2 protein-coding genes are annotated in these 690 nt (G+C 40.7%); both read right to left on the reverse strand.

The window, feature by feature from the left end; genetic code table 11:
• Position 1: 1 nt before the first annotated feature.
• On the reverse strand, positions 2-346 hold the full coding sequence (locus A3735_RS24995) for a molybdopterin-dependent oxidoreductase (protein WP_082865419.1): 345 nt from the start codon (positions 344-346) through the stop codon (positions 2-4).
• A 25-nt stretch (positions 347-371) separates the two neighbouring features.
• Positions 372-690, reverse strand: a 319-nt coding sequence (locus A3735_RS32135; RefSeq protein ID WP_231882647.1) for a hypothetical protein, incomplete at its 5' end; no start/stop codon positions are given.

A 690-nucleotide genomic window follows, 5' to 3' on the forward strand; every position in this document is an offset into this window, starting at 1 on the left:
CTCATTCAACTTCGATAGATTTTATTTGCCAGACGGACATGTTGTAATAGAGGTCTCTTCTCAACTCTTTATATTTATCAAAGGGGAAGACAATAAAAAACGGTCCTCTGTCATCGATGGTCATCATTTTTCCATTTTCATGGGTTGCTAGTAGTACGTCATACTTTTCTATTTCGCTGCGTTTTAACTCGGCTGTGTAATCATCAAGCGCAGTAACAAAAACACTGTCCCCTCTAGCGCCAAGTTGATTAAGTAGGTCTCCTAGAACTGGACCTTTGTAGTTTGTTGGTTTGGAAAGTACATGATTGGCGGTGACAATGCTTGACGTTTGTAGTGCCTCAATCATCCCTCGGTCAAAGTGAGCTTCGCCATCAAGTGTTGCTAAGCTTTAAGTCACCAATGACTTCGAGAATAACCTCACCTGAAGGTGGGGGAAGTAGGCTTTCGGCATGAAGAAAACAAGGTAGCAATAAGAGTGTGCATAGTAGATTTTTCATAGGATCTGTCTTCCGCTCTTTGTTTAAAGGCAAGGCGATTCTTACTTGTATAAGCATAGCAAAGATCGAAGCTAATGCTTTGCCTATTGACTCTCTCTGTAAATATGGCGAATACATGATTTGTCGCTTATCCTTTAGTGAACACATTTCATTTAGAGTCGTCAGCATTGAACGCGAAGTATTCCCTACATAA

Source organism: Oleiphilus sp. HI0061, from assembly GCF_001635675.1.